Here is a 19,477-nt window from a genome sequence, read left to right as displayed (position 1 = left end):
GTCCCGCGTTGACCATGAGGGTCGCGCTCCGGGCGCCGCGCAGTGCTCAGGCGACGTCATGATGCATCCCAACGAGATTCATTCCGTCACCTAACCAGCTCTCGGCGAAGACGAGGATTGAGCTGTGGGACGTGAAGCTGAATCCCGAGGACGGCCTCATCCAGGTGTTCGGTCGCCACCTGATGGACCTTATCAGGATAAACAAGGAAAGCCGCAACCTCTTCAAGCGATGAGACCCCCTGTCGACAGCTCAGCTCGAATGAACACTTTGTGGAATGCCGATCGACTTGCTGAGAGATCAGCGATGCAATCGACACCAAATCACTGCAATTGCGAATAGTGTCATCACATTCGACTTAAAGCAGGGATTTCGCACCATATAGCATGCCACCGGTCAGCGTACGACAAAGAAACATCTCTTCAGTCAGAGGGGCTGCGTGAATACAACCTCGCCGCTGGGGCGGCGCTCATGAAGGGCGATTTGACTCATTGCTTACGAAGTCAACGCGATCTTCTTGTATCCGGATTCTCACAACTCAGTTCCGACGAGCCGGTGCGCACGACAAAGCAGTGCCGATTTCTGACGTTGGATGGCTGAGTGAGAAAGCATGCCGACAAACACACGCCACATCACACCTCGACGGGCGCATCAATTGGAATGGCAAATCCTGCTTTGACCCGGTCCATTATAACCATTGTTTTGAAGCCCTTGATGTCCGAATTCTCATAGAAGAAGCGCCGCGTGAACTGCTCATAATCTTCCATAGTAGGCGCCGTGACATACAGGACAAAATCAGCATCGCCCGTGACGTAGAATCCATTCACGACATCAGCTGACGACTTAATTGCCTTCTTGAACTTGTCGATAATATCTGATCGCTCGCGCTCCAACGTCACCAAGACGAGCATCTGAATCGGCCTCCCTACAGCCTTCGGCGACACGATTGAGACATCAGCCTCGATGATGCCTTCCGAACGAAGCCTCTTCAGTCGTCGCTGACACGCAGTAGCAGAAAGCCCGGCCAGATCACCGATCGTTTCGGAAGTCAGACGATTATTCTTCTGCACGATCTCGAGGATGCGCGCATCTGTACGGTCGTATCGCATAATTGGCTCCCGCATTGAGGTGAATTTCGCGGCCACCTGGCCCCGCGATGCAGGAAACCATCGTAGAGGCCGGAAATGACGATGCAAATATACTCATACTAGCAGTACTGTGAATGAATAAGCAATTTCCTCGATGCTCGTCGCCTTCGATCAAGGTTCGACGAAGGACGCTTCTGTGCTGCGCCTACAAATCTCTCCCCGTGTGGAGAGTCGAGCTGTGCTGCGCCGCGCGCGTTACGCGGTCGGCGACCTGCGAGATGTTGCTGCCGGTTGCATATTCCGCAACTCGGAGATACCCGCTGCGGCGCCGCGGGCATGACTCTCGTCAGCGTGCACTCCCAGACCTGTGACGCGGCCTTCACCAGGGGCGTGCCGGTAGCCCCGCTTGCAGCTGCGACTTATCCTCCCCTCACCGCCGCTGATTAAGCTTGCCGCTTTCCCCGCCGCCTCCGTTTTGTTGAGTTCGTCGAGGAGGTTCTCGAGAGTTGACTATGACTTCGATGCCGAAAGCACTGTTCTGGCTTACGGACAAACGGGCGCGCATCCACCCAACCAGTTAAATTCAGCGAAGATAGGGGTCCAAGCGCAGGAATTAGGTGCCAAAGCCCAGCTCTTTGCATAATCACATTAGATCATCCGCTATACGCCTATCGGCGGCTTGACGGGAGAGCGCGGGGCCGCTTGGCAGTATCAGGAAGATCGCGACGTCAACTCTCTTTGGATCAAGATGAAATTCCAACTCAATCACGCGCGGGCTGACTACTTTAGCGGCGACGATCTTTTCGGGCAATCAGACCGGTACACGCCGGCCAAAGGAACGAATGATGGCAGGTGAGCTCCTCGGCTTTGTTGGCGTCGGACGCATGGGCGGCGCAATGGCGTCACGGCTTCTCGACGCTGGCTATGGGCTCTGTGTCTATGACGCACATCCCGACGCGGTGGCACCGCTGGTTGCCCGCGGCGCGCGACTTCTCAAGTCGCCCCGCGAGGTCGCCTCCGCAGCCGAGATCATTCTCCTCAGTCTGCCGACGCCCGATGTGGTGAGAGCGGTGACGCTCGGCGACGACGGCATCGGGCGCGGCAGCAGGGTTCGCACTGTGATCGATCTTTCGACAACTGGTCCCGGCGCCGCGGCGGCCATAGCGCGCAGTCTGGGCGAGCAGAGCATGTCATGGGTCGACGCGCCTGTCAGCGGCGGCATCGCGGGCGCCAAGGGTGGGACTTTGGCCGTGATGATCTCCTGTCGGCGCGAACTCTATGAGCGGGTTGTTCAGCCGATCCTGAAGACTTTCGGCAAGACCTTCTACACCGGCGATAAACCCGGGCTCGCGCAGACCGCGAAGCTCGTGAACAATCTGCTCGCGGCAGCAGCGCTCGTCATCACCTCCGAAGGGTTGGCCATGGGCGTCAAGGCGGGTCTCGATCCCAAGACCCTGCTCGACATCATCAACGTGAGTTCAGGGCGGAACAGTGCAACGCAGGACAAGTTTCCGCGCTCAGTGCTTCCCGGCACCTTTGATTTCGGGTTTGCGACGGGACTTTGCTATAAGGATGTCCGGCTTTGCGTTGATGAAGCGGAAGCGATGGGAGTCCCGATGGTGATGGGCGCCATCCTGCGCCAGATTCTAGCGCTGACCCAGGCCAAGTATGGAGCGGACTCGGACTTCACCTCGATCGCCAAGCTCTCTGAGGAATGGGCTGGCGTCGAGATACGGGCTAGAGAAGAATGTCTGCAGCCGGGCCGGCTGCGGGCGCGCGAGATCGGACATCAACACTGAAAGAAATGATCATGAGCGGCAGCGAGTTGTTTGAGAAGGGACTCAAGGTTCGAAAAGAGGTACTCGGCGAGGATTATGTTAACAAGTCCATCGCAGGCGCCGACGAGTTCACACGAACGATGGCGGAATGGTCGACTGAATTTTGCTGGGGCGCATTGTGGACGCGCCCGGGGCTCGACCGACGCACCCGCAGCATTGTCAATCTGGCGATGATCGGTGCCCTCAATCGGCCGCACGAGTTGAAGCTTCACGTAAAAGGGGCCTTGAAGAACGGACTCACGAAGGACGAGATCAAGGAGATCCTGCTTCAGGTCGCCGTCTATTGCGGGATCCCTGCGGGAATCGATGCCTTCCGAAATGCGCGCGAAGCCTTCCACGAATCAGAATCCTCTTGATCCCAGAGATCAGCACTGCAGCGTGCAGGGTTGCACAATCCTGAGCTTGACGAGCCGACGACTGCGGTGGCGTGCAGCAGCCTATCGTACGCCCGCGTGATAGTCGGCTGCAACAGCTTCGGCCATCCAGAATAGACTTGGAAGATCACCGAAGAGTCTAGCAGGCTTGTTGAACAACCCCGCCGCGGTCGCAAACGACGTCTGACACGTCGTCATTATGTATGTAGACGTGGGCCGAATGTATGTAGACGTGGCCGACGAATGCAGGCGCGTATCGTTCTCTTCGTGCTTTCCATGAGAATCGCGCAGACCGAACCGTCTCGCGCGCCGTAGCGGGCGCCTTACAAGGACAATTACCGCCAGGGGAGTGAGCTAGATCCGGTCGTGTCGCACTGCGATTGGGATTTTGAGCTGAATTTCGACGCTAGATGTCCGGCGACGCAGGAAATCGGCCGGGCAACGGGAAAATGCGACACAAACACGTTTGCTGCAGCAGTATGCTGAGTGTAGTCAGCTAGACAACCAGCGCGTGAGATCCGGAATGGCCTTTGAAACTGTTCGGCACAAAACTCCTTTGACTGCTCTTGCGACGAGGCACCTGCAAAGTCTACGCCGCCGTGATTTTGTCGCCGGGGCCGCACTCATCGATGGTCGTTGGATTTCGGGTGAGCAGCGCGACGTTGTGATCGATCCGGCTACTGGAGAAGAGGTCGCCGATGTTGCCCGTTGTGGTGCTGCGGACATGGATCTTGCGATCGCAGCATCAGAACGATCTTTTCGTGCATGGCGCGAAGTATTGCCGGCAAGGCGAGGAGAGATCCTTGGTTCTTGGGCGTCGTTGATCCGCGCCCATACGGACGAGCTCGCCGTCCTGATGACCATTGAGCAGGGAAAACCGCTCGCCGAAGCGCGATACGAAATCGGCTACGGCGCTGGATTTCTCGAATGGTTCGCTGCGGAGGGGGAGCGCGCATACGGCGAAACGATTCCCAGCCACAAACCGGCAAGCCTTCTTCATGTGCGAATGCAGCCAATCGGTGTCGCGGCTGCCATCACTCCGTGGAATTTTCCTGTCGCCATGATCACACGAAAGGCTGGCGCCGCTCTTGCGGCTGGCTGTCCTATCATCGTGAAACCTGCTCCCGAGACACCGCTCTCTGCTCTTGCCCTGGCTAGATTGGCCGAAGAGGCAGGCATACCGCCTGGCGTGTTTCAGGTGCTCGTCGGTGATCCCGCCGCTCTTTCGGCGCCTCTCTTGCGCGATACGAGGGTGCGCGCCCTTTCCTTCACAGGGTCCACCCAAGTCGGCCGGCTACTCTTGGGAGGGGCAGCGGAGACAGCAAAGAAGGTGTCACTCGAACTTGGGGGCCATGCCCCCTTTATCGTCTTCGAGGACGTCGACGTTGACAAAGCTGTCAAAGGGGCGATGGACGCAAAATTTGCCACTTCGGGCCAAGATTGCTTGGCCGCCAACCGCATCTATGTGCAAAGGGGCATCTATCACGCGTTCGTCGAGGCGTTTGCATCGGAGGTAGCTCGGCTCAAGATAGGTCACGGCTTGGACCCCGCAACGGATATCGGGCCGATGACAAAAATATCGGTCGCCAACAAATGCAGAGCTCACATCGACGATGCTGCGGCAAACGGAGCGCGTGTCATTTCCGCAAAACAGGACGAGAAGCTGGGTCCGAACTTCGTTTCTCCGACACTGTTAAGCGATGTCACGGACACAATGCTCATTGCTCGTGAAGAGACGTTCGGTCCCGTGGCTGCAGTACTTCCCTTCGATTCGGAAGATGAGGTCCTTGCCAGGGCGAACTCGAGCGAGATGGGGTTAGCAGCGTACGTCTACACCGACAGCCTGCGTCTAGCGCTCAGAGTTGCCGAAAACATCGAATTCGGCATGGTGGGTGTCAACACAGCTTCGTTCACGGGACCGCCCATTCCGTTCGGAGGATGGAAGCAATCGGGGCTCGGTCGCGAGGGTTCGCGACACGGGCTCCATGAATACATGGAACTCAAATACGTCTGCTTCGGCGATTTGGCGGCTTAGGAGATTTTGGAATGACTGACGTTAGGACCATCGCTGAGCTCGATCGCTCGAGTGTCCTTCATCCTTTCACTCAGCTCAAGGAATATGCGAGCGGCAAGATCGGCGATCCCACGATTATCGCCGGGGGTAAAGGCATCCGGATCGAAGACGCGCAGGGACATAGCTACATCGACGGCTTTGCCGGTCTGTACTGTGTAAATATCGGATACGGTCGCACTGAAGTGGCTGAGGCCATCGCGCGACAGGCTTACAAGCTGGCATATTACCACACCTACGCAGCCCACACCACGGAAGAGCTTGCGACCCTATCGGATCGTCTGGTGCGAATGGCGCCGGGCAAGCCGAGCAAAGTATTCTTTGGACTTTCCGGCTCGGACGCTAACGAAACCCAAGCCAAGCTTGTTTGGTATTATAACAATCTGCGCGGCCACCCGACGAAGAAGAAGATCATCTCGCGCGAGCGTGGGTATCATGGCTGTTCAGTCATTTCTGGTTCGATGACGGGTATGTCGTTCTACCACGATCAGATGGATCTTCCATTTCCAGGTATTCTGCACACGGGCACACCGCACCATTATTGGGGCGCTGAGCCAGGTGAGACGGAAGAGTCGTTTTCTCGCCGGCGTGCGGCTGAGCTTGAAGAGCTCATCGTACGAGAGGGGCCGGAAACAATCGGCGCCTTCATCGCTGAGCCGGTGCTGGGCACGGGCGGCATTACACCGCCTCCCGCCGGTTACTGGCGCGAAGTTCAGGCAGTGCTTAGGCGGTACGATATTCTTCTGATCGCCGACGAGGTAATCTGTGGATTCGGTCGAACCGGCGCTGACTTCGGCAGCACCCTGTACGGGATGGAACCAGATCTCGTGACAGTCGCGAAAGGTCTGACATCCGGATACATGCCGCTCTCAGGAGCCATTGTCGGTGAGAAAGTTTATAAAGTTATGGAAGAGGCGGCTGATCGAGTCGGAGCATTCTCGCACGGGTACACCTATTCCGGCCATCCAATAGCAGCAGCTGCTGCCAATGCGGTCCTCGATATCGTGGAAAACGAGCGGCTCAGTGACCGCGCCAAGGTCGTCGGCTCGCACTTCCAAAAGCGGCTTGTCGAACGGTTCGCACAGCTCGAGATAGTTGGTGAAGTGAGGGGCGTGGGACTACTCGGAGCCGTCGAATTCGTTGCCGACCGCCAGACGAAGCGTCGATTCGATCCACAGCTCAAGGTTGGGGCTCGTATCTCCAAGGCGGCCCGTGATCGGGGGCTTATTGCCCGGGCAATGCCACATGGAGACATTCTCGGTTTCGCTCCACCTCTTGTCGTGACCGAGGCTGAAATCGACGAGATCGTTGAGCTCGCCTATCGAGCGACCAAACAAGTAATGGACGAGCTCACGAAAGACGCTTGAGAGGCACGCTACAAAATGAATCCATAACCGGAAGCAAGCTGGCGAGCGGTCAAAGTCGAGGGCAGGGGGCCGAAATCAACCGATGACCGCCGTTGCTCGTCAACCCGACCGGCGAGCGCGGCTCCCCCCGGCGACGCACGCAGCTCTCACATCGGCGTTGAAACCGTAACGGACGGATAGCTGAGGATTCTGGAACCCTGCAGGTGACGGATGGCCAAGCTTGAGCGCGAAAACGACCAACAGCAATTCCATGCGCATGGATATTCGCTTAAGGGACGGGTCGCGCTGGTGACTGGAGCGGCGGGCGGGCTTGGAAAGGCGATCATGGCCGAGCTGCGCGAACGCGGGGGCGGACGTGCATGGCGTCGACATTACCGGGGGTCTTCCACACGGACGTTGCGGCTGCGAGCGGAAATCGCGATATGGTCGCGCATGTGCTTGCCCTCGCCGGGTGCCTCGACATTCTTGTCTTGAATGCCGGTTGCCAGTTTGTAGCTGCGATCGATCAGTTTCCGGACCATGAATGGGAACGTCTTCGAAGTGTGATGTTGGACGGCCCCTTTTTCGCGATGAAAGCCGCGTGGTCCGCCTTAACGAAGTCCCCCGGCGGCCGCATTGTGGTCACGGCATCTACCGCAAGCTTCGCTGGAGCGCCCCAGAAGACCGCGTACACTGCTGCGAAGCATGGCGTGCTCGGCCTCGTGCGCGTCGCCGCATTGGAAGGTGCGGGGCATGGCCTGACTGTCAATGCAGTCGCGCCGGGCTGGATGGATACGGGGATGATGCGTGATCAGCTGAAGATTCAGGCGGCGACCATGGGCGTGTGCACCGACGAGGCCGTTGAGCGGCTCCGCGCGGCCCAGCCAGCGAAGCGTTTCGTCGACGTGCGTGAGGTCGCGGCCACGATCGGCTTTCTTGTAAATCCGGGAGCGTCGGGAGTTAATGGCGTCTGCATTGCTGTCACCTCGTAGTAAACGCTCTTATATTACAGCGAGCTGTACTGGCCTTGATAAGCACCGACTCGAGAACCTCGCTCGACGAGTTCAGGCAATAGACTGCGCTGCGACCCGCTAAACCATAGATGTCCTGGCTAAATTGGTTACGACGGCAAGCTCTCCGGCGAGCGGCCTTGTCCGGCCCATTTTAGCAAGGGCCAGAATCCGGCGGCCGAGTGCGATCCAGGTTCAGCGAGGGTTCGTTGGGACCAGCCGTCGGTGCGGGCGGAGATGCACATAACTCTAAGTGCGATGAGCCCGTAGATCCTCGATGCAACGCCATGTCATCAGAGACACCTTCCAATGAGAATGTGCGGGATCACAGTGCGGAAGTCTCCGCGAGCACGGATGATGGCGCTTCTACGGGCGCAAAATGCGGCTTCGCCTGATCGAGGCCGTCCCCGACCAGGGGCCGTATATCTCGGTTGGCCTATGGGAGCTTGATGCTATCCACGCTTCACAACATCAAGTAGTTTTCGGGCCTCGGCCGGTGTGGCGACGCTGGCCCCCATCCGCTCAATGATTCCAACTGCATTCTCGACCAGTTGAGCGTTCGATGCCAGCACGCCACGTCGAAGATAGATGTTGTCCTCCAATCCAACTCGGACATGCCCGCCCAATGCGACCAACTGTGCGACAACAGGCATCTCGTCCACGCCGCAGCCAAATCCCCCCCAGATGGCGTCTGATGGCAGGACATCTCGCATCGCCTGCATGACAATTGGTACAGCCGGAGCGCCATAACCTGTGCCGAGACAGAACTGAAACAGCGGGGGACCATCAATTTTTCCTTCCGCGATCAGCTTTTTGGCGTTTTCGATGTGACCGAGTTCGAAACATTCGAGCTCGGGCTTGACGCCAGCGTCTCGCATAAGCGTCGCCATCTCTCGAAGATCGGACATGCGTGCGACGTACAGGGTCTGCCCAAAGTTCATCGTGCCGCAATCCAGCGTAGCAATTTCTGGCTGGAGTTTGATTGCCTGCGTACAGCGACCCATGGGATTCTTAAGTGTGGTCGCTTTGCTGAGCTTTACGGGATCGAGAGATTCAATCGCCAGCTCTCCATCCATTCCGCAGGTCAAGTTGATGATGACATCAGTGGCCGCGTCGCGAAGTTTCTTGACGACCTGTTCATATAGCTCGAGCCGGTTCGATGGGGCTCCGGTTTCTGGGTCGCGGACGTGAATATGGACGATCGCAGCTCCTGCCTTTGCAGCATTCAATGCCGCATCAGCAATTTGAGACGGCGTCTTGGGAATATCTGGATGCTTGGCAAGAACCGCGGCACTACCGCCGGTGATTGCGCATGTGACGACGACTTTGCGAGACATCAAGAACTCCTTTGTTGATTCTGTTGAGCCGGCTCTGCACCGGACCACAATTTGTGTGCTTTTGACCGCCATGCGACGCGTTGCAATTCGAATACCCACTCGATGCCCGAAATCGTGGTGCGTCAAATTTCACGTGAATCGGCAACGATGCCGGCCTCTTTCCGGTGCCCGCCAGAAGAGGATTTTGTCTGTTGAGAGGTCCGCATCGGAATGTACACGTGTTGTTTCTTGATAGCGTTGGACATCGATGGTAGCTCGCTCCCGCAGCAGAGCCTGTGATGATCCTTCTCCGACCAGCGGGACGCCGACAAGCCGCGTCGGCTCGGGTGCGCGACGCGCCGTGGCCACATGCGCCAGAGCGCACTTGATGCATTTCGTGGGCGGCAGCAACGCCGCAAGTAGCCGCATTCGTCAGCGACCCAGGTCTCCACCTCACGTCACGTTCATGTTTGCGCCCCAGGATTTCGGGACAGCTTGCACGCAGCAATACCATCAGGTACCCAAAACAATAGCGTAGCAAGTAGTTCTAGCCCGCTTTGCGGCCGGATTCCTCGAATAGAGATCAGTCTTTGCCGGAATTGTGTGCGTAGACGGCGAATAGCGAGGTTTCGCAACCCTTCTGTGCGACCATGCTCGCCAAAAAGCCACCCTGCCCGCCAAAATCGGAGCAAAGCCCGCCCGCTCACTTCGCCGATTTTGTGCGGTTGTGATCGGCCTTTAAAACCTGGAACCAGGCTCGCGGACACCGCGAGTGGAAGTAATGTTTGGAGCGCGTCCGGGCCAGATCCATTTTGCGCGTCGCATACCTGATGAGAAGGCGGAGGCAGTCAGTACACCCGCTGGTTTCGACTCTCGTATTGTCAACTGCGACGCCACGATTTCACAATGCGCGGCCGATCGTGGACGACCTTTCCTTCGAAAGAGAACGCTTACTTCGAAAGAAGTTGTCCTGTGTGAGTGCGAGATCCGCCACTCTCCGAAAGAGGTACTTCGCGGACATGGATCATTCATCCTAGAATACTTCGATCTGTCGCTCGCAAACTGCGGAAGCGATGAAAACGAAATTACAAGTAGCAATCGGCGACTGGCGACCGTGGACCGCGCAACCACCGTGCTCTCCTGCGCCACCCCGGCCGGCTATCTCAATTAACGCGTTCGCCGATAGGCGCGTCGCCGGCCGCCTCGGAACGATTTGGCAAGGTATATCCGGGCGGACCAAGACGATCTCTCCCGGCTGATCGAGGGTCGGGAACTACTATCGCCTGACATAAAGCTTCAAATATTCCCGATTTAGCGCAGCATTTCGGCAGCCTTAGCCGCCACATTCATGGATTTCAGCTCTGCCAGCCCGATAAATACCTGCCGTAAGAAACAGAACTTCTGTCGCATTAAAAAACCAAGTTGGGAGGAACGATGCGTCATTCGATCAACCGCACACGCCTCAAGCATACCGATTCACACGATCTTGACCACGCGCGCGAGAAGCTGCAATCCGTGAAGAAAGAACATGGTGATCTGATGGTCGGCGGCGCTGCACCAGCGGGAGAAGCGCTAGGGCAGGGGAGAGCGTTAATGTCAGGCACGAACAGCGCCTTTGTGAAGTTTTCCGACGTCCAGAAGACCTATGATGGCGAGACGTTGGTCGTAAAGAATCTCAACCTCGACATTGCCCGGGGGGAATTCTTGACCATGCTGGGCCCCTCCGGCTCCGGCAAGACAACGACCCTAATGATGCTCGCCGGCTTTGAGACGCCTACGAATGGTTCGATCCTTCTGGAGGCGCGCTCGATAGACGCCATGCCTCCGCACAAGCGCGACATCGGCATGGTGTTCCAAAGCTACGCGCTTTTTCCGCATATGACCGTCGAGGAGAACCTCGCCTTCCCACTAAAAGTGCGTAGGCTCGGCAGGAGCGAGATCGAGCCCAGAGTCAAGCGGGCCCTCGAACGGGTCCGGCTCGGCGGTTATTGCAAGCGCCGGCCCGCTCAGCTTTCCGGTGGCCAGCAGCAGCGCGTCGCGCTTGCCCGGGCCCTCGTATTCGATCCCAAGCTCGTGCTGATGGACGAGCCGCTCGGCGCACTGGACAAGCAGCTACGTGAGCAGATGCAGATCGAGATCAAGCATATCCACGCGGATCTCGGTGTCACTGTAGTCTATGTGACGCATGACCAGGCCGAGGCCCTGACAATGTCGGACCGCATAGCGGTGTTCAACGACGGAGTTATCCAGCAACTCGCCCCGCCCGCCGATCTGTACGAACGTCCGCAGAACGCCTTCGTCGCGCAGTTCATTGGCGAAAATAACCAGCTGCATGGGAAGGTCGTGGCGATGAACGGCACGACGTGCAAGGTGGAAATTGCGGGCGCAGGCAACGTGCAGGCGCTGGCGATCAATGTCGAGGCGATCGGTCGGCCGACCGTGCTGTCGTTGCGGCCTGAACGAGTGCAGCTCAACCCGACGCCGGGCACGCTGCCCAATATCTTCAGCGCTGAGGTTGCGGAAGTGATCTACCTCGGCGACCACGTGCGGACCCGGGTCTCCGTGTGCGGCCATAATGATTTTGTGATCAAGCTGCCGAATTCCGAAGGCCTGGTGCAGCTCGAGCCCGGCGCGGCGATTACCGTCGGCTGGAAAACGGAAGATTGTCGGGCGCTCGACGCGTAGTGACGGCAGTACCGAAGCGCCGCCGCGAGACAACGCCGGCCATGCTTAGCACAGTTTTTTGATAATGAAGGAAGGGCAGACGATGAGGAAGACGCGGTTGATGGACGTTGGCGCACTGGCCGTAATCAGTCTGGCCACTGGAGTGCTTGCGCCGGCGACACCCGTCTTTGCGGGCGATCAACTGACGATTACATCGTTTGGCGGGCCTTCTCAGGATGCCAACCGAAAGGCCATATTCGAGCCCTTCTCGAAGGAGAGCGGGATCAAGGTCAACGAAGATGTGTTCAACGGCGAGATTTCCAAGATCCGCGCTATGGTCCAGTCCAAGAGCGTGAGCTGGGACGTGGTGGATCTTTATCCCGGGCTTGCTGGACAACTATGCGCCGAAGGCACCCTTGAGCCCATCGACTGGAAGAAGCTGGGTCTCGACCGGTCCAGTTTCATTGAGGGCGAAACGACTGACTGCGGTGTGCCGGAGGTGGTCACTGGCAAGATCATCGCCTACGACAAGGATAAGTTCCCGAATGGTCCGAAGACCATCGCCGACTTCTTCGACACAAAAAAATTCCCTGGCAAGCGTGGACTGCAGAAGCGGCCCGTCGAAAACCTCGAATGGGCGCTCATCGCGGACGGCGTTCCTCTCAAGGACGTCTACAAGGTCCTCAGCACCCCCGCCGGAGTCGAGCAGGCTTTCAAGAAACTTGACACGATCAAGCAGGACATCGTCTGGTTCCAGACCAGCTCACAGGCGACGCAGCTTCTGGCAGATGGTCAGGTCGTCATGGCCGCGGCCTACAGCCACCGCATCGTCGATGCCATCAAGAACTCCGGCAAGCATTTCCAGATTATGTGGGATACCCTGCAGTGGAGCATGGGCGTCTGGGTCATTCCTGCGGGCAGCCCGCATGTGGATGCCGCCTACAAGTTCCTTGCCTTTTTTGCCTTGCCTCAGCCGCAGGCCAATTTCTCGAACATCATGCCTTGCGGGCCAACCAACAAGAAGGCGTTGGCGCTCGTAGATCCGGCAATCCTGCCCGATCTTCCGAATGCGCCCGACCATATGGCCAATGCCCTGAGGGTTGACGCCGCGTTCTGGTCCGAGAAAAGCGACGAGCTCGCACAGCGCTTTACCGTCTGGGTCGCAAAGTAAGCACAACTGGCGGCAGGGAGAATCCTTGTGTTCTCCTCGTCGCATCGAACCGACGAACTCCATGAGAGGTGAGTAGATGGTAACGATGGCCGTCCAGATCGCGAGGGAGCCCGACGGCATGCCGCTGCGAACCAAGCTGACGCGGGTCGAGCGCCGGCGCAAACTGAGGGCATTCATCCTCGTCTTGCCGCTGCTGCTGTTCATCCTGATCGGCTTCGCCTTGCCAATCGGCCGGATGATGTTCAACGCCATCCATGACGATACGCTGCTGACGCTAATGCCGCGAACTACGGCAGCATTAAGTGCCTGGGATGGCAAGGACCTGCCAGACGAGAGCACATATGCTGCTTTAGCCGAAGATCTCAAGCAGGCCTGGGCCCAGAGGAGCATGGGAGCGATCGCCAAGCGGATAAACTACGAACTTCCAGGCCTCGGCAGCCAGATCACGTCGAGCGCCCGAAAGGCGAGCACGCTTTCCGCCGGTCCCTACAAGCCGACGCTGATCGAGATCAATCCAGTCTGGGGTCGACAAGACGTCTGGAGCCTGCTCAAGCGGGGAAGCTTGGCCTATACGCCCTACTACCTGCTCCGTTCAGTTGACTACCAGTATGGTCCCAGCGGCCAAATCGTCGCTTCGCCTCCGGAGACCGCGATTTTCCAGGACATGTTTCTGCGTACGCTGGCTATCAGCATCGGCGTGACGGCCCTGACTCTGCTGCTGGGTTTTCCGGTCGCCTATCTGCTGGCGACGTTGCCGGCCAAGTATAGCAATCTGCTAATGATCATGGTCGTGCTACCCTTCTGGACGTCGCTGCTGGTGCGCACTGTCGCCTGGGTCGTGCTCCTGCAGCAGCACGGCGTTATTAACGAGATGCTGATGGCGCTCCATATGATATCACAGCCGGCCCAGCTCATCTTTAACCGGATCGGTACGATGGTTGCCATGACCCATATCCAGCTGCCCTTTACGCTGCTGCCGATATACAGCGTGATGAAGACGATACCGCCCATCCATATCCGCGCCGCTCGTTCGCTCGGCGCCGGGCCGTTCTATGCCTTCTGGAAGGTCTACTTTCCCCAGACCCTGCCGGGCATTGCCGCCGGCTGTCTGCTGACCTTCATCCTGTGCCTGGGCTACTATATCACCCCCGCGATGGTCGGAGGGCCCAACGACCAGATGGTCGGCTCCTTTATCGCCCACTACACGAACGAGGAGCTCAACTGGGGCATGGCCTCGGCTCTTGGCGCCATCCTGCTCACCGCGACCCTGTTGCTCTACTACGTCTTCAATAAACTGGTCGGCGTCGACCGGATCAAGATGGGTTGAGAACGATGGCCGCTTCAACCTATACCTCTCCGATTGAAACGGGCTGGTACTATCTGCACCGGCTGATCTGCGCGGCGGTGCTGTTATTTCTAATCGCGCCGATCCTTGTGATCATCCCGCTCTCGTTCAATTCCGTGCCCTTTTTCACCTATCCGATGCCAGGGCTGTCGCTGCGCTGGTATCAGGAATTCTTTTTTGCCAGCCAATGGCGGGTCGCGTTATACAACTCGATCTTCGTCGCAGTATCTGTCACGCTGCTATCGACTACCTTGGGCACACTTGCCGCGCTGGGGCTCAGTCGCCCGAATTTCCCTTGGCGCGCAGCGCTGATGAGCCTGCTGATCTCGCCCATAATGGTACCGGTCGTGATCACCGCGGTAGCCATGTATTTCTTCTATGCTGATGTCGGGCTGCTCAACACTTATCTGGGGTTGATCCTGGCGCACACGACGATGGCTACGCCCTTTGTCGTCATCACCGTGACCGCAACCCTAACAGGCTTCGACCACTCACTGACGCGCGCAGCCGCCGGGCTCGGTGCGCCGCCGGTCACAGTTTTCTTCAAAGTCACGCTGCCTCTCATCTTGCCCGGCATGATCTCCGGTGCACTCTTCGCCTTCGGTACTTCTTTCGACGAAGTGGTGCTCGCCCTCTTCATAGCCAGCGTCGACCAGCGGACCCTGCCCAGGACGATGTTTTCGGGCATCCGCGAGGAAATCAGGCCGACCATCATCGCAGCGGCATCCGTGCTGATCTTGTTCTCCATCGCGATGCTGACCACGGTCGAGCTGCTACGCCGGCGTTCGGAGCGCCTGCGCGGCATCCGCAACACCTGACGCTCCCTTCGCATGTTGGTAAGCGCTTAGCCTGCTGCACCTTCGCAGCAAGCCCATCGTGCCCACAGCGGAAGTCGACGGGCCGCGTCGCGATGTAAATCTTCAGCTCGGCGCCGGGGACAATCATCGTGACGCCCGCACCGCGCGGATCACTCGAGATAGCTGCTCCCCATCTATCGCCGCGTCCGTCCGCACGACGACGTCGCCAATCGCAATCTCGAGCTTGACTGTCGGAACGTGACGCTCCTCAAACGGCCCCTCCACAACGAGCGGCGCGAACCGCGGCTGCGGAGCCTCGCTCGACGGCAATTCGCCGCGCTGTCGGAAGCGTCGTCGCCAATCGTAAATCTGCCAGCGCGTCGCCCCGTGCTTAGCGCGCCACCTCCGCCACCTGAGCGCCGGGCAGCAGACTTTCGGCGACGATCCGAGCCCGCTCGGCCTCCGAACGCACGCGACGCCCGGACGGTCCCTCAAGCACCTCAAGCCGGCTGACTGCTCCTGACCCAACTGATGAGCTGTCCAAATGGGCGTCCCTTTTGCCGTCCAATCCCATCCCAAACCTCCGCTCAACCCGGAGGCTTCTTCGCACATCTAATCTAACGTCGAACCGAGGGTGCCGGCTTAGCGCTTACGCATGTTGCCTCCCTTATGCCGATGAACGCCTAAGCGAACAGCGATGCGGTCGCATCCATGTCGACGCTACCGCTCGATACAACGTGCTGTTCATGACGCTTACGGCATCGAAATGCCGTTCTTTGAACGGCTGAGCCTTCCTCGGATTTTGGAAGCCGCTCTGCCAAGCGTGCAAAGAGTCGTCGCTTCTGGCCGCCGCACGCGATCAGAGCGCCGTGCCGTGCGGCTGCCGTCAAGCTCCTCGATCGCAAGCGGGGAGGGGTTGTCAAAATCGCGCGTTGGGCGCGAAAAATAGATGGGCCTCGGCGATCGTGGCCAGCGAAAGAGGCGGGAAACTCCGCAACATGCATGGCTGTCAGGCAGTAAGGCTCGCGTGGTGGCAGCCAAGAAGGGCGACAGGGCCCGAGGCGATTGGTCTCGATCTCCGCAACAAGGCCTCAGCCGATCAAAACGAAGCGATGATCCATCGTGCAAGGTAACGTCTTTCGACGCGTAACCTCCCTATGTCAGGTGCGAGGCCCGACGGTTTCCGAGCTCAACGTCTTGATGGCCGCGGCTCTTGGGATCCTCGCAGGCCACTCTCATGCTTGCGGATCGGCGTCGACGCCACGTGGAGCCGGCGGGGGTCATCCGCCGGCTCCATCGGCTCCGCAGGGGCCTTGGAGGAGTATGGCCTTAGAGGGCCCGTCCCCAGCGCAGATGCTGCTTCAGCGTCAAGGAACGATTCTCCGGCTCAACGCCCAGACGGCGAACAATACAGGATATGAACTTGTTTGGGCGACCAAAACGCAAGATCGCGGTTGGAGAAGCCTTGCAATCGCGCATTCTTGCCGAGAACCCTCAAAGCTGCCTTCAAACGCGCCGCCACCCAAGCCGCAACCAGAAATACCAAACCGGGCGTGATCTGGAAAGCTCCTGTCGATCGTGGCGGAAGCCAACCATGAAGCGACCGCTGCCCACAGTGCGGCCGCAAGCCAATCCACGTTCTCCTCTCAGTTCTTTCGAATTGCGGCATCTGCATTTCACCCAGAAGAAATACATCCCATTCTTGGTTGAATTCCGCCGAAATTTGTGCCTGCGCAGCAGAAGTTCCGCGCCAAATCGGCAAAGGTGGAGCTTCTTACGTGAGGTCTATTTCGCCTGACGCCGCTTGCTTCGCGCTCCGGCGGTCCCCAATAGAGCTTGGAACCGAGCGCCAAGGCTTCGAGCGACCAATACTCTCAACGCAATTGCCGTTCCTGGACCTCCAGAAGTGGCAAGAATGGAGAATTCTATCATGTGTAGGGCACGAATTGCAGGAATAGGGCGGATCTCGACGAATAACGCAGGAGATTTGGGGTCGCGCAATTTTACAGTGTGATGCACTTGAACCGCAAAGGCAGTCCGCATCTGCCAATGCAGTGGCTGTCGAAGTCGGAAGTTTGCGGGCAACACTGGTATGATACAGAGCACTTACATTTCGAACGCGCCGAATTGGTGGCCTTAAGAGAGAGATGGTCGATGTTTCCATCCTTTCAGAACGGCCGTACACCGCGCGTGCCAGATTGTTGCTTCGAATTGCCACGACGTTCGGAACGATCTCAATCGTGCCGCCACAAGAGAGCGGGCGCGCTCCACCCCGTACCGTGCTTAGGGCCGCTGTTCTGTCGGGCTTCATTTGTTGCGTGGAATGCGATGCAGGGGGAGCGCCCTCTTATAGGAGGCGTCGGTCTCTCGGGCTGCCCTTTGAATCGTGGCGAATCCTGCAACCTCAACAGGGGCCACAGCGGCATCTGGTGCAAGCCGGAAATCAGGCCCTGAGCGTCCGAGCGAATCCTTGAGGAACCGATGTTCATTTACCGCTGCCAAGTTCGATCGTCTTGGCTTGATGCCAACGGACATATGAATGCACGCTGGCATTTCGAGGTGTTTTCCGACGCCAGCGACCTCGCCTGCCATGACTTGGGATTGGGAGTGTCCTATATCCAAGAAGGCCATTCCGTTTTCACGGGTGATTTCCACATCACCTATGTCCGCGAGATCCCTGCCGGAACGAGCCTGACAATCACCACTCGTATCGTTGACCTCGACGCCAAGCGCTTCGTGCTCCACCAGGAGATGATAGACGACCGCAACCAACTGCTGGCCGCGACAGCGGAGCAGCTGCAGCTCAACGTCGGCACGGCAAGCCGGAGGGTTGAGCCGTTCCGCTCCGAGGTCTTCACGCGCCTCCGTGATGCACAACGCAACCAGGACGTAAACCTGCTGCGGAATGTGGGCCGCGCAGCGTCTCTCGCGGCCGGGGCACCGGCGCGATGAGCGTGGCATCCGATATTCAGCGCCGGTGGCACAGCCAAGGCCGAGGGATCAGCGGCCATGTCTTCGTAATTCCAATGCCAAAGAAGGGTTAAACGATGGCCATTCATGAGATTAGTGCGAACGCCTTCCGTGGGCCTGATCGCATCCGCCGGGTCGCTTGCCTTGGGACAGGACTGATTGGCGGCGGTTTCGTCGCGCTTTTTCTTGCGCGCGGGCTCGACGTGACGGTGTGGGATCCGGCGCCTGACGCCAAGGATCGCCTCGACCAAATCCTTACGACCGCCTGGCCGACCCTGGAGCGCCTCGGCGCGCGTGCCGAGGATCGCGGCACCCTGAACTGGGCGAGCACAATTGAGGAGGCGGTGAAGACCGCAGACTTCGTGCAAGAGAGCGCTCCCGAGCGGCTGGAATTGAAGCGAAACCTCTACGCCTCGATCGAGCCCATGACGCCGCCCGATGTGGTCATTGCCACTTCCACATCCGGGTTCAGCATTGCCGATCTCCAAGCCGGGACCGCGCACTCTGCGCGTGTCATCGTCGGGCATCCATTCAATCCCCCTTATCTCATTCCTCTCGTGGAAGTTGCTGGTGCAGTTCATACCAGTAGAGAGGCGCTTATTGCCGCAGAGGCGTTCTATCAGTCGATCGGCAAGGTCGTGATCCGCATGGATCACGAGATTCCGGGCTTCATCGCCAATCATCTGCAGGCAGCGCTGGAGCGCGAGGCCATGCACCTCGTGGCTGAGGGACACGCTACGCCCCAGCAGATTGATGCCGCGGTCGTACATGGTTTGGCTCCGCGCTGGAGTGCGATTGGCCCCTGCATGGTACGCCACATGGGGAGCAGTGCTGGCGGAATCAGCGGCTATTTCGAACGGTTCAATCTGGGCAGCGAACGGTCTCTTTCCCACCACACGCCTCCCGAGTTCACACCTGAGTTTATTCAAGCCATGGCTGAGGGGTGCCGCGCCATGGAAGCTGGTCGTGACAAAGCCACGCTTTCGGCAACACGCGACCGCGCGGTGATCGAGACGCTCCTTGCACAGCGTCACGCGGGTGTTTCTCGACACGGCGTCTGAGCAGAGCTGGAAGAGATCTACGTTTGTCCCACAAGATGATCGTGATCTGCTTCTAAGGGGTGGCAACAGCGTCGTCCGGGAGAAATACCCGCGCATTTGCGACCCCCTGATCATCGCGTAGATCCGTCGTCCAACAGTGCTGAGACTCGGCAACACGGCATAAGCTTAGCAGGCTGCTCCAACAGGTGCTCGCCGTGGACCGGCGAGCGTGTTCATTGGCTCCAACCGGTGGGTGGCTACTGCCTGGCGCCGACGAACAGGCGAATTGCTGCATGGAGCTGGCGTGGGTTCGAATGCCGACCATCCGGTTCTTGTTGCTGCTGGTCGGATCCGGACCAGCAAAGGTCGTGCACTGTGCCAGGCGTCCGAGTCCTGGCAGTTGATGCGCTAAGCAAGTGGCGCCGGCTCTTCCGCCAAGGGATCGACAC

The 19,477-nt window shown here is 58.6% G+C and carries 14 protein-coding genes; 11 read left to right on the top strand and 3 right to left on the bottom strand.

The annotated features are described in order from the left end of the window. Positions 1 to 630 precede the first annotated feature (630 nt). The gene (locus EAV90_RS28535) at positions 631 to 1,107 is read right to left on the bottom strand and encodes an Lrp/AsnC family transcriptional regulator (protein ID WP_129145381.1); all 477 of its coding nucleotides are present in this window, start codon (positions 1,105 to 1,107) and stop codon (positions 631 to 633) included. A 743-nt stretch (positions 1,108 to 1,850) separates the two neighbouring features. Here EAV90_RS28535 and EAV90_RS28530 point away from each other — a divergent pair. The 5 genes from EAV90_RS28530 (at position 1,851) to EAV90_RS28510 (ending at position 7,707) form a co-directional block, all read left to right on the top strand. Then, positions 1,851 to 2,885 carry an NAD(P)-dependent oxidoreductase gene (locus tag EAV90_RS28530; RefSeq protein ID WP_347338823.1) on the top strand — a complete coding sequence of 345 codons (1,035 nt, stop codon included), beginning with the start codon at positions 1,851 to 1,853 and terminating at the stop codon, positions 2,883 to 2,885. Positions 2,886 to 2,896: 11 nt separating this feature from the next. Then, positions 2,897 to 3,280, top strand: a complete 384-nt coding sequence (locus EAV90_RS28525; RefSeq protein ID WP_129145379.1) for a carboxymuconolactone decarboxylase family protein — start codon at positions 2,897 to 2,899, stop codon at positions 3,278 to 3,280. Positions 3,281 to 3,821: 541 nt separating this feature from the next. Next, positions 3,822 to 5,333 carry an NAD-dependent succinate-semialdehyde dehydrogenase gene (locus EAV90_RS28520; RefSeq protein WP_129145378.1) on the top strand — a complete coding sequence of 504 codons (1,512 nt, stop codon included), beginning with the start codon at positions 3,822 to 3,824 and terminating at the stop codon, positions 5,331 to 5,333. 11 nt (positions 5,334 to 5,344) lie between these two features. Continuing rightward, on the top strand, positions 5,345 to 6,736 hold the full coding sequence (locus EAV90_RS28515; RefSeq protein WP_129145377.1) for an aminotransferase: 1,392 nt from the start codon (positions 5,345 to 5,347) through the stop codon (positions 6,734 to 6,736). 422 nt (positions 6,737 to 7,158) lie between these two features. Then, positions 7,159 to 7,707 (top strand): SDR family oxidoreductase, encoded by a 549-nt coding sequence (locus EAV90_RS28510; protein ID WP_245509639.1) that lies wholly within the window; start codon positions 7,159 to 7,161, stop codon positions 7,705 to 7,707. Between the two features lie 470 nt (positions 7,708 to 8,177). On the opposite strand, the gene EAV90_RS28505 is transcribed toward EAV90_RS28510, so the two are convergent. Next, the gene (locus EAV90_RS28505) at positions 8,178 to 9,062 is read right to left on the bottom strand and encodes a beta-keto acid cleavage family enzyme (protein WP_129145375.1); all 885 of its coding nucleotides are present in this window, start codon (positions 9,060 to 9,062) and stop codon (positions 8,178 to 8,180) included. Between the two features lie 1,572 nt (positions 9,063 to 10,634). Here EAV90_RS28505 and EAV90_RS28500 point away from each other — a divergent pair. The 4 genes from EAV90_RS28500 (at position 10,635) to EAV90_RS28485 (ending at position 15,039) form a co-directional block, all read left to right on the top strand. Continuing rightward, positions 10,635 to 11,726: an ABC transporter ATP-binding protein gene (locus EAV90_RS28500; protein WP_129145393.1), complete on the top strand. Its 1,092-nt coding sequence runs from the start codon at positions 10,635 to 10,637 to the stop codon at positions 11,724 to 11,726. A gap of 82 nt (positions 11,727 to 11,808) precedes the next feature. Then, on the top strand, positions 11,809 to 12,876 hold the full coding sequence (locus tag EAV90_RS28495) for an ABC transporter substrate-binding protein (protein ID WP_245509638.1): 1,068 nt from the start codon (positions 11,809 to 11,811) through the stop codon (positions 12,874 to 12,876). A gap of 76 nt (positions 12,877 to 12,952) precedes the next feature. After that, positions 12,953 to 14,203, top strand: coding sequence for an ABC transporter permease (locus EAV90_RS28490; protein ID WP_129145374.1), 1,251 nt, complete (start codon positions 12,953 to 12,955; stop codon positions 14,201 to 14,203). Between the two features lie 5 nt (positions 14,204 to 14,208). Continuing rightward, positions 14,209 to 15,039: an ABC transporter permease gene (locus tag EAV90_RS28485; RefSeq protein WP_129145373.1), complete on the top strand. Its 831-nt coding sequence runs from the start codon at positions 14,209 to 14,211 to the stop codon at positions 15,037 to 15,039. Here EAV90_RS28485 and tnpB read toward each other — a convergent pair. Then, on the bottom strand, positions 14,933 to 15,166 hold the full coding sequence (gene tnpB, locus EAV90_RS41845) for an IS66 family insertion sequence element accessory protein TnpB (RefSeq protein ID WP_430644755.1): 234 nt from the start codon (positions 15,164 to 15,166) through the stop codon (positions 14,933 to 14,935). The two genes, EAV90_RS28485 and tnpB, sit on opposite strands and share 107 nt — an antisense overlap. A gap of 2,333 nt (positions 15,167 to 17,499) precedes the next feature. Between tnpB and EAV90_RS28475 the strand changes: the two genes are divergently transcribed. Next, positions 17,500 to 17,970, top strand: coding sequence for a thioesterase family protein (locus EAV90_RS28475; protein WP_129145372.1), 471 nt, complete (start codon positions 17,500 to 17,502; stop codon positions 17,968 to 17,970). Between the two features lie 95 nt (positions 17,971 to 18,065). Further along, positions 18,066 to 19,049: a 3-hydroxyacyl-CoA dehydrogenase NAD-binding domain-containing protein gene (locus EAV90_RS28470; RefSeq protein WP_129145371.1), complete on the top strand. Its 984-nt coding sequence runs from the start codon at positions 18,066 to 18,068 to the stop codon at positions 19,047 to 19,049. The last annotated feature ends 428 nt before the right edge of the window (positions 19,050 to 19,477 follow it).

Source organism: Bradyrhizobium vignae (genome assembly GCF_004114425.1).
Lineage (GTDB): Bacteria > Pseudomonadota > Alphaproteobacteria > Rhizobiales > Xanthobacteraceae > Bradyrhizobium > Bradyrhizobium vignae.
This window is presented reverse-complemented; position numbering and strand designations above follow the sequence as displayed.

What these genes read in the sequence shown, in the direction of transcription:
- EAV90_RS28535 (WP_129145381.1), bottom strand. Translation starts at nt 1,107, where the DNA reads ATGCGATACGACCGTACAGATGCGCGCATCCTCGAGATCGTGCAGAAG.
- EAV90_RS28525 (WP_129145379.1), top strand. Translation starts at nt 2,897, where the DNA reads ATGAGCGGCAGCGAGTTGTTTGAGAAGGGACTCAAGGTTCGAAAAGAG.
- EAV90_RS28520 (WP_129145378.1), top strand. Translation starts at nt 3,822, where the DNA reads ATGGCCTTTGAAACTGTTCGGCACAAAACTCCTTTGACTGCTCTTGCG.
- EAV90_RS28515 (WP_129145377.1), top strand. Translation starts at nt 5,345, where the DNA reads ATGACTGACGTTAGGACCATCGCTGAGCTCGATCGCTCGAGTGTCCTT.
- EAV90_RS28510 (WP_245509639.1), top strand. Translation starts at nt 7,159, where the DNA reads ATGGTCGCGCATGTGCTTGCCCTCGCCGGGTGCCTCGACATTCTTGTC.
- EAV90_RS28505 (WP_129145375.1), bottom strand. Translation starts at nt 9,062, where the DNA reads ATGTCTCGCAAAGTCGTCGTCACATGCGCAATCACCGGCGGTAGTGCC.
- EAV90_RS28500 (WP_129145393.1), top strand. Translation starts at nt 10,635, where the DNA reads ATGTCAGGCACGAACAGCGCCTTTGTGAAGTTTTCCGACGTCCAGAAG.
- EAV90_RS28495 (WP_245509638.1), top strand. Translation starts at nt 11,809, where the DNA reads ATGAGGAAGACGCGGTTGATGGACGTTGGCGCACTGGCCGTAATCAGT.
- EAV90_RS28490 (WP_129145374.1), top strand. Translation starts at nt 12,953, where the DNA reads ATGGTAACGATGGCCGTCCAGATCGCGAGGGAGCCCGACGGCATGCCG.
- EAV90_RS28485 (WP_129145373.1), top strand. Translation starts at nt 14,209, where the DNA reads ATGGCCGCTTCAACCTATACCTCTCCGATTGAAACGGGCTGGTACTAT.
- tnpB (WP_430644755.1), bottom strand. Translation starts at nt 15,166, where the DNA reads ATGATTGTCCCCGGCGCCGAGCTGAAGATTTACATCGCGACGCGGCCC.
- EAV90_RS28475 (WP_129145372.1), top strand. Translation starts at nt 17,500, where the DNA reads ATGTTCATTTACCGCTGCCAAGTTCGATCGTCTTGGCTTGATGCCAAC.
- EAV90_RS28470 (WP_129145371.1), top strand. Translation starts at nt 18,066, where the DNA reads ATGGCCATTCATGAGATTAGTGCGAACGCCTTCCGTGGGCCTGATCGC.